The organism is Thiocapsa sp. C2-2m, from assembly GCF_041903745.1.
Classification (GTDB): Bacteria; Pseudomonadota; Gammaproteobacteria; order Chromatiales; family Chromatiaceae; genus Thiocapsa; species Thiocapsa roseilacustris.
Genome location: NZ_JBBWVD010000042.1, coordinates 38044 through 45912 on the forward strand (window position 1 = coordinate 38044; position 7869 = coordinate 45912).

A 7869-nucleotide genomic window follows, 5' to 3' on the forward strand; every position below is an offset into this window, starting at 1 on the left:
GTACTGAGACGCGTGAAGCCGGTGGCGAGGATTGGCAACATGGTGCTGACTTCGCGCTAGGACGACGTGCGCGAGGTGTTTGCCAACGACCAGGCATTTGATGTGATTTACCACCGAAGCGCGGGTAACGAACCATGCAGAGGACCCCTCCAAGGGCTTCTACCGCGCCCGCGCGCCCAAGGATGGGCGCGTTCGGCCGAAGTCGGCAAACGCAGATTGCCGCTAGCAGAATAATGACGATCTCTCTGACGCACTGTTGGGTTTCAAGCTGATGGACGGTACACAAGTAGTCATCAATCACTGCCAATGAGAGGATCATCGAGATGCCACACCCCACCCCGAACTCCGACGAAAGCCTTGTCAATACAGCGGTCGACGAGCCTGCCCCATTCATAGGTAATTTTCACAAGACGCTGCCCCACAACGAATACGGCGAAGTCGACGAGGTAGCGTATCGAAAGTTCGAGCGTACCTGCCTCGCCATCGAGGCGGGTATGCCGATCAATTTCGAGGAAGTGCCCAAGGGGCCGCTTGCCCACCCGGCACAATCGAAATTTGTCAAAGACGAGTCCGAGAAACCCACTGTATCCGAGAAACCCACTGTAGAAGTCGCGCGCTTCACCAGTCCGCTCGCCGGTGCGGCGACCGAGGCTCTCGGCCCCGACCCCAAGTCTCTGGAAATGCTGCCCGCCCCGGGGTGCCGCTCGCTGACGGCCGCCGCAGAAATGGTCGAGGTTTACTGGGCGGCCTTGCTGCGCGATGCCCCGCTGCTCGCATTCCAGAGTCACAGAGAGGCACCTGAGCCCGACATGGATTGCGCCGACATTGCGGCGCACGACGGCGATGGACCGGGCAAGCTCGGGTATGCGGTGGACGAGCGAGTCCAAGCCGCGCTCAAGGCGATCAACACGATGTTCGACTGTGCGCTCTGCTACGACACCGACCCCGGCAAGCTGCGCGCGCCACTCGACCTGGGTGCATCCGCGGACGGCGCTGATGTCCAGCTGCAGACATTGTTCCGCAGCGGGCTGATCGGCGAGCAATTCGGCCCGCTGATCAGCCAATTCTTCATCCGCCCCATCGGTTACGGAACGCAGACCGTCGATCAGGAGCAATTTCCGTATATCGCCAAGCGTGACTTTCTTACCACCCACGGCGACTGGCTGCTGGCGCAGAATACCGGGAAGGATGTGTATGGGCGCGACTACGGCAACTGCAACAACTATTCCGACCAATTGTATCGCGGCGTCTCCTACTACCCACTCGGTGCCGACGGGCAGCCGATCAAGCGCTATATTTCGACAATGCGTGATCTTGCGCGATTCGTGAATCGCGACGCGTTGCATCAGGCCTATTTCAATACCGCATTGTTTCTGGACGGACTGAACGGAGCACTTCGGCCAGGACAATCGATTCTCGACGCAGGCAACCCATATCGCGGCAACCTCTACACCCGCGAGGGTCCCTTCGCCTCGCTCGGTGGCCCCGACCTATTGACGCTGGTATCCGAGGTCGCAAGCCGTGCGCTAAAGGTGGTTTGGCGGCAAAAGTGGCTGGTGCATCGGCGCGCCCGCCCCGAGGTCTACGGCGGCCTGATCCAGATGCAACTCAACGGTTATCAGAAATGCACGCGTCAATACGGGTTACCGACCACGGTTGAAGACTGTCCAGGTTTCCAAGAGGCGTTCGACGTCACGCTGGCCGAAGTCGCCAAGCACAACATGGCAATTTCCGGCGCAGAAACCTACTTCCTTCCGATGGCGTTCTCCGCTGGCTCACCCACACATCCCGCGTATGGTGCAGGTCACGCGACGGTGGCTGGCGCTTGCGTGACCACGCTCAAGGCTTGGTTCGACGAGGACGCGAAGCTCCTTGACGTTTTCGCTGCCGCCAACGAAGCTGCGATGAAGGACAAGAGCGGCCCCAAGGATCCGCCTGGCGGAGAGCTCAAAGTGCTCCAGCCGGGCTATCGAAAGGTCGGCGAAGACCTTGAGGCATTCTGTGAGCCTCATGAATACGGTGGCGCCGACGCGGAGTGCATGACCATCGGCGGCGAGCTCAACAAGATCGCAAGCAATGTTGCAATGGGGAGGACGATGGGGGGCGTGCACTGGCGCACCGACAACACACGGAGCCTGCGGCTGGGCGAGGAGATCGCGATCGAAATCCTGAGGAAGCGTTCAGCCGAATATTTCGAGCGTCCGGTGTCGTTTACATTCCGAGCGTTTGACGGCCACATTGTGCGGATTGCGAATGGACAGGTGCAGACGTAGCGGATTCTGACGCCGTCGTCGATCGGGTCGGGCTGACGGGGTTGCGCCCGTCAGCCCTTCCACACCACGGGTCGTCGGGTTTCCCGCATCCGGAGGTGATATGCTCCGGGCGGGGTACGCATCGAGCTGGCCATAAAGGCATCAAAGCGCTGGCTCTCGATTTTCAGGCCAAACAGCGTGCGCAGCGCGCGCAACACATTGGAGGTGATCGACGAGGTGAAGGGAACGGCCACTGCCAGCAGCGTATAGACGAACCAGACTTGGCGCTGTTGGCCTTGGGCGGTCTGCGAGAAGGCCGCTTGGAGCGGGGTGAGCAGGTCGCGTGGAGTAACATTGAGCAGATGGTCTTTAGTATGGATTTCAATGGGTCGCACATAAAGTCATAGCAAACTTTAGGAATAGCATGAGGGCTGCCGAATGGACATGGCTGATGCCGCGCCGTTCCGGCGGTCGTGTTCCCCGGCGGCTGGCTGATATGAGTGTCGCCGGGAGTGCCCCCTCAGAGATAGCGCTGGGCGGCGGAGACGAGATCCTCCTGGTGGGGAAGACCCCGCGGGTCGATCGCGACGGGCAGCACGACGGCACGTACACCGCGGGCGGTTTGGAGCTCGTGGAGAACTATCACGCGGGCCGATGGGTCACCGGGATCACGCAGGATGTTCATGGGCCCCAGGCAGAGCTCGATGTCCTCCGACCATAGCTGGCGCTCGGCCTCGGCGAGACGCTCGGCGACGACCTCCAGATGGGCGTTCAGCAGACCCGCGTCGGCGCCCAGTGCCTGCAACTGACCCGAGACGGCGTCGAATTCCGCTTGGATTTCGGCCGCGTCAGGCTCGTCCGGGTCGGGCTGATCGAAGCTCAGCGTGCCGCGCTTCAAAATCCGGAGCTGACGCTGCAGTAGGTCGCGCTGGCGTGTGAGATCCGCGCGCTCGACGCGCGCCTCGGCGATCCGGGCCAGGGCCAAGGCGAGCAGGTGATCGAAGGCACGCCGCTTGAGGAAGCGCCTGTACTCATCCTCGACGGATCGGGGCTCCAGCAGGTGGTGGCCCGAGAAGCTGACCGTCACTTGGGCGACGTCGCGCCGCACCTGGTCGCCCACCAGATCCATCCCGAGGATGTGCTTCTCCTCCCGCCGCGCCATGAGCAGGGCGGTCACCCGCTCGGCGCCCCGACCCTCGCTCTCGGAGAGATACTCCGACAGGGCCCGGTCGCGGGCGAAGACCTGCTGCATCTCCTCGGCGGAGGCAAACAGCGCGACGAGCCGGGGGTCGTTGCGATAGTCGCCGAGTCCGGCCGCCACGGTCGCGGGGATGCCGTCCACGAGTGCCACCACATGGTCGATCGCGTGGATGACCGGCTCGCGCAGCCGCTTGCGGTAACCGGGTACCAGGCGCAAACGTGGGTCGGTGCCGTCCACGGAGCTCTCGATGGCCATCTCGATCAGAGACTCGGGATAACGGACGACGGCCTCGCGGACTACCCCGAAGGTCTGGTTTTGGCAAGACGGGGCCCTGCGTATCCATGTCCTAGCAGGCGATGCTTACCACCAGGCCCCCCGCAGCCACCTGTTGCCGGATCTGGACCACGACCTAATTCTACTTTGTTACTTACCCCGCGGACCCGTGGCGCACAGCAGCCACGCCGAATGCAGGCGTAAGCGATTAATTTATGTTGAATGAGCCCGCGGTCGCGCAACTGGTTGACGACATGGCCGACCTCGCCGAGTGTCATGTTCACGACGGGGTGTCGGGTGCTCTTCTGATTGCAGGCGCTGACGAGACTGTTCAGCGTCAAGGGGGTATTGGTCGGGCGGGATACCTCAGGGACAGGCCAGGGTTTTTCTGGTGCTTGCTTGAGGTGACGGGGAAACCGTCGGGATCCTGGGGGCCGGGATCCCAGGGACAGTATATGCAACTCGTGAACGATGCGAGTGTCCGGTGTCGATTCCGATGCTGACTCATGCCGCCGGAGAGCCAGGGGCTGTAATGGGTCGGTTGCTGCCCCCAACTGGATTGGGCATGTTCGGCGGGGTGTGCATTTCCTGACACCCGCGAGCCGGCTCGGGCGGATTTGCGGTCTGAGGCGGGGGTGGCCGATCAGGTGCCTCTTATCTCCGCGTGTACCAATTTCTCGGGGTCGGCCCGAAGCGCCGTTTACCGGCGCTGCTCCGGCGACCTGCCTACGCTCGTTGCTGCCGCTGAAGGTGGGGCTTCCGGGAGGCTGCGCCTCAGGTGGACCGGCACCGGCGACGTAGGCGAGGTAGGCGCAGTTCAGGCGAAGCTGAGGTATGGTGAGCAAGCCAAGGGGTCTGCTGGTGAATTCCGGCAGGTAAGAACCCACCTTTACGAAATTCAAGATCCATTTGGCCCTTCCCCTCAACCTAGCTCCGTACAGAGCTTGTAAACCGGACATGACCGTACCCCATGACTACAAGTCTCGCGCAGAAGCATGCGATCAAAGGTTCTCGGGAGTTTGAGCTTGTCGATGACGAGGTTCGGTACATCATCAAGTCGCCGCTCAGAACGGAGTCTTTGAGCGTCGTTTTGAACGTCTTGGACCCTGAGCCTCTGATATCGGGTTCGACGCTTTCGTTTGTCAGCCAGGTGAACAGAGAGCCACTGGTTGAGTTGTTTCTCGATGAGCCGGACAGGGAGACCTTTAATCAGTTCGTGAGCACTATGCGGCGACGGATTATCGAGGAGGATTTCGGCCGGCTTCGCGTCCCGGATAAAGGCGTCGATGTCCACGTCGACGGAGTCGCTGAATCGATTGATATGCTGCGCAGATACGTGGACCCGCAGGAGATCGATGTCTTGCTTGCTGCCTTGGAGGCGCTAAAGCAGACGCCGGATAGCCCGCACTGCCTGCAACGCATCGCGGAAGCATTCAATGAGCTCGGTATTGCGCAAGGCCAGGTGCTGCTCTATGCGCCTTACATCAGTTTCCTGTTGTCAGGGACCGGTGCAGAGAGTGACCGTGCAGACACCGAGAAGTAGTCCGATCGACATCTCCTTTCGCGACACGATCACTTCTCTAATTCGAGATCAGTATGACTGCAAAAGTAGAGATCTACGGTACAAGCAACTGCAGGAAATGCGTTGACGTTCGGGCGCTGTTGGACCGATACAGCATCGAATATGTCGACCATCTGATCGATTTGATGCCGCTTGAGAAAGACGAAATGTTCCGGCGCTGCGGGCTCAAGTACTACCCCCAGATATTCATTAACGATGTACATATCGGGGGAGAAGAGGAGTTGATGATGCTGGAGGCCGACGGCCGGTTGCGGAAGCTACTGGGTTTGCAAGAGCAGTCTTAATCCCGGATTCGAGACTGACGTCCGCGAGAGGGGTGTGAAATTTCCTGACACCCCCACGCGGTTCGTGGGGATGTCCGCTTCGGGTCGCTATGTGAAGCTTCACATAGCGACGCCTATGTGAGGGTGCGAACTATGTGAGGTTGTCGGGCTGGCTCCGGGACTTTCGCGTGCCGAAGTCGATGCTCTCTTCACATAGTTTATAGGGCTTCAAGGAAGGCTCTGAGCGCGTCGGGCGGTCGATAGCGCGGGATCACTGCGTCGGGCTCCTCCAGCCGCGCGAGGGCCTTCTCTTTCATCGTCAGGTCCGCTTCGACGTATCGATGTGTCGTTGTGGCGCTCTCGTGACCCATCCAAAGCGCAATCACGCTGAAGGCTACGCCGGATTGCGCATTCCACGCCATTTGGCCACCTGTTCCACCAACATCCGGCCGGCGATTCCACCGGCATTCGGCCACCCGTTCCACGGGCATTCGGCCGGGGCAGTCGGAGCGAAGCGACGCAGGTGGGTCATTGTTACTCGGCGGGTACGCTCGGCGTCAATGTCCGGGCGTGGCGTTTGCGCATCGACTCGCCATCTCGACCTCGCCGTGATGAGACGGTGCCGTTCGGCCTTGTCGGTGTGGGGTTGAAGCGATTGTGAACCGAACGCGTGGGTCCTCCGCGGCGTCAGCGGGCTCAGGTCTCCGGAGGAACGCACCTAATGATCACCTGCCTATCATCTGCCGGGGCGGCTGTTGTCAGGCTCGCCTTGTTGAGCCTGCTGCTGTGGTCGGTCCTGCTGCCGGCGGCCGAGAACACCGCGATCATCCTCGACATCGAGGAGCCGCTCGCCGGCGTGGTCTATCAGGGCGTGGCCAACCTGCGCGGCTGGGCGGTGGCGCCGCAGGGCGTGGAGCGCATCGCGGCCTATCTCAACGGCGCCTACGTCTTCGACATCCCCCAGGGCGGTCTGCGCGAGGACGTGGCCGCGCACCCGGTCTACGGTACCTATCCCGGTGCCGCGACCTCGGGCTTCTCGATGGCGCTGAACTATGGCGATCGCCCCGCCGGGCAGTACAGCCTGCGCATTCGCGCCTTTGACCGCCTAGGGGACTATCGCGATCGCGGCGTCAGCTTCAACAGCATCGCGTTTCCCAACCCCTACATCGTGCACACGCCCGAGGCGCCCGAGGTAAGGCTCGATCCGAACAACACGGTCATCGATGCCCTCGGGCCGAGTGTCTTCGCCATTGATGGCATCGAGATCGAGGGGGAGATTTACGACTTGACCCTGCGCTGGCGCGACCAGCTGCAGGGCTTTGCCATTGAGTCGATCGTACCGACGGCCGCAGAGGTCTTCACCGTCAGCGGTAGCGTCTCACCTGCTGGGGGCGGCAGCGCGAGCTGGATACCTGCCAGCGTTGTGTTTGGCGGCAGCAGCACCTGCACAGCCACTGCCAACACGGGCTATGTCTTCATTGGGTGGAGCGGCGTCTGCACCGGCACTCAGTCGAGCTGCAGCCTGAGCAATATCACCGCCAACAAGACGGTGGTGGCTAGCTTCGGACCAGGTTCAGCCTCGATTGTTGGGGAATGGAACTATGCAGGTCGATACAGCTACTGCACAGAGGCCGCGCGAGGCACGTTTATCTTCTATGGAGATGTGAAGCGCGTTTACGCCTACGCGTACGGTCCAGATGACTGGCATCATGATTGCTTAATCTCGACCTATTACGAGGAAGGACTGGGCAGCATGCCGGTTCGGCCAACAATGGTGGAATTCGAGAGTGCGGTTCAGGCACTATATGATGAGATGTACGGCGAAGGGAGGTATCAGGTTTCGGTCGTGTTCTTTGAGGAAGAGCGCATTGCGGTTGAGTTTTTTGATACTGATGATGGCAGTCTCGAATTGCTTACCTTAATGCGTTGAAGAATTGGGCTTTTCGGGCTTAGGTGCAATAGTTTACCTGATTATAGTGCTTTTCAGGAGCACCTGTAGGTAACAATCGAAGTAACAAATTGCTCGATCCAATGTTTCGCGAATGAATGACGAATGGCCAATTCATCCCAAGACCTTGTAATGCATCGCTTGAGGTCGCCAAGCGAGGGAATGCTGTTGAGCGAGATGACGCGCTTGATGCTTTTCCAGATGAATTCAATGGGATTGAGGTCCGGCGTAGGGAGTTCAATCTGACCCGATAAGGCACGAAATAGCTCATGCCGGTCTCGTGTCGCGGGGTGCGGGTGGTGATGCGCCGGCTGTCCTCCCGCCGGCCGCCATCGACAGCCCCGTCGCCT

At 60.6% G+C, this 7869-nt stretch carries 7 protein-coding genes and 1 pseudogene; 4 read left to right on the top strand and 4 right to left on the bottom strand.

The annotated features are described in order from the left end of the window. Positions 1–323: 323 nt before the first annotated feature. Entirely contained in the window at positions 324–2273 is a 1950-nt protein-coding gene (locus AADX97_RS24510) for a vanadium-dependent haloperoxidase (RefSeq protein ID WP_374232051.1), read from the top strand. Between the two features lie 50 nt (positions 2274–2323). Here the strand turns inward: AADX97_RS24510 and AADX97_RS24515 are convergent, their stop codons facing one another. The 3 genes from AADX97_RS24515 to AADX97_RS24525 form a co-directional block, all read right to left on the bottom strand. Next, complete coding sequence (locus tag AADX97_RS24515) at positions 2324–2647, bottom strand: hypothetical protein (protein WP_374232050.1); 324 nt, start codon at positions 2645–2647, stop codon at positions 2324–2326. A 125-nt stretch (positions 2648–2772) separates the two neighbouring features. Next, the gene (locus AADX97_RS24520) at positions 2773–3708 is read right to left on the bottom strand and encodes a hypothetical protein (protein WP_374232049.1); all 936 of its coding nucleotides are present in this window, start codon (positions 3706–3708) and stop codon (positions 2773–2775) included. A gap of 41 nt (positions 3709–3749) precedes the next feature. Continuing rightward, positions 3750–4685 carry a DUF480 domain-containing protein gene (locus AADX97_RS24525; RefSeq protein ID WP_374232048.1) on the bottom strand — a complete coding sequence of 312 codons (936 nt, stop codon included), beginning with the start codon at positions 4683–4685 and terminating at the stop codon, positions 3750–3752. 11 nt (positions 4686–4696) lie between these two features. Here AADX97_RS24525 and AADX97_RS24530 point away from each other — a divergent pair, with 11 nt between their 5' ends. From AADX97_RS24530 to AADX97_RS24540, 3 genes are all read left to right on the top strand, one after another. After that, the gene (locus AADX97_RS24530) at positions 4697–5269 is read left to right on the top strand and encodes a hypothetical protein (protein ID WP_374232047.1); all 573 of its coding nucleotides are present in this window, start codon (positions 4697–4699) and stop codon (positions 5267–5269) included. A 53-nt stretch (positions 5270–5322) separates the two neighbouring features. Further along, positions 5323–5592 (top strand): glutaredoxin domain-containing protein, encoded by a 270-nt coding sequence (locus AADX97_RS24535; protein WP_374232046.1) that lies wholly within the window; start codon positions 5323–5325, stop codon positions 5590–5592. A 700-nt stretch (positions 5593–6292) separates the two neighbouring features. Continuing rightward, a complete protein-coding gene (locus AADX97_RS24540) occupies positions 6293–7501 on the top strand; it encodes a hypothetical protein (protein ID WP_374232045.1) in 1209 nt (402 codons plus the stop codon). 53 nt (positions 7502–7554) lie between these two features. Here AADX97_RS24540 and AADX97_RS24545 read toward each other — a convergent pair. Further along, positions 7555–7869 (bottom strand): annotated as a pseudogene (locus AADX97_RS24545) (hypothetical protein); the annotation flags it as partial.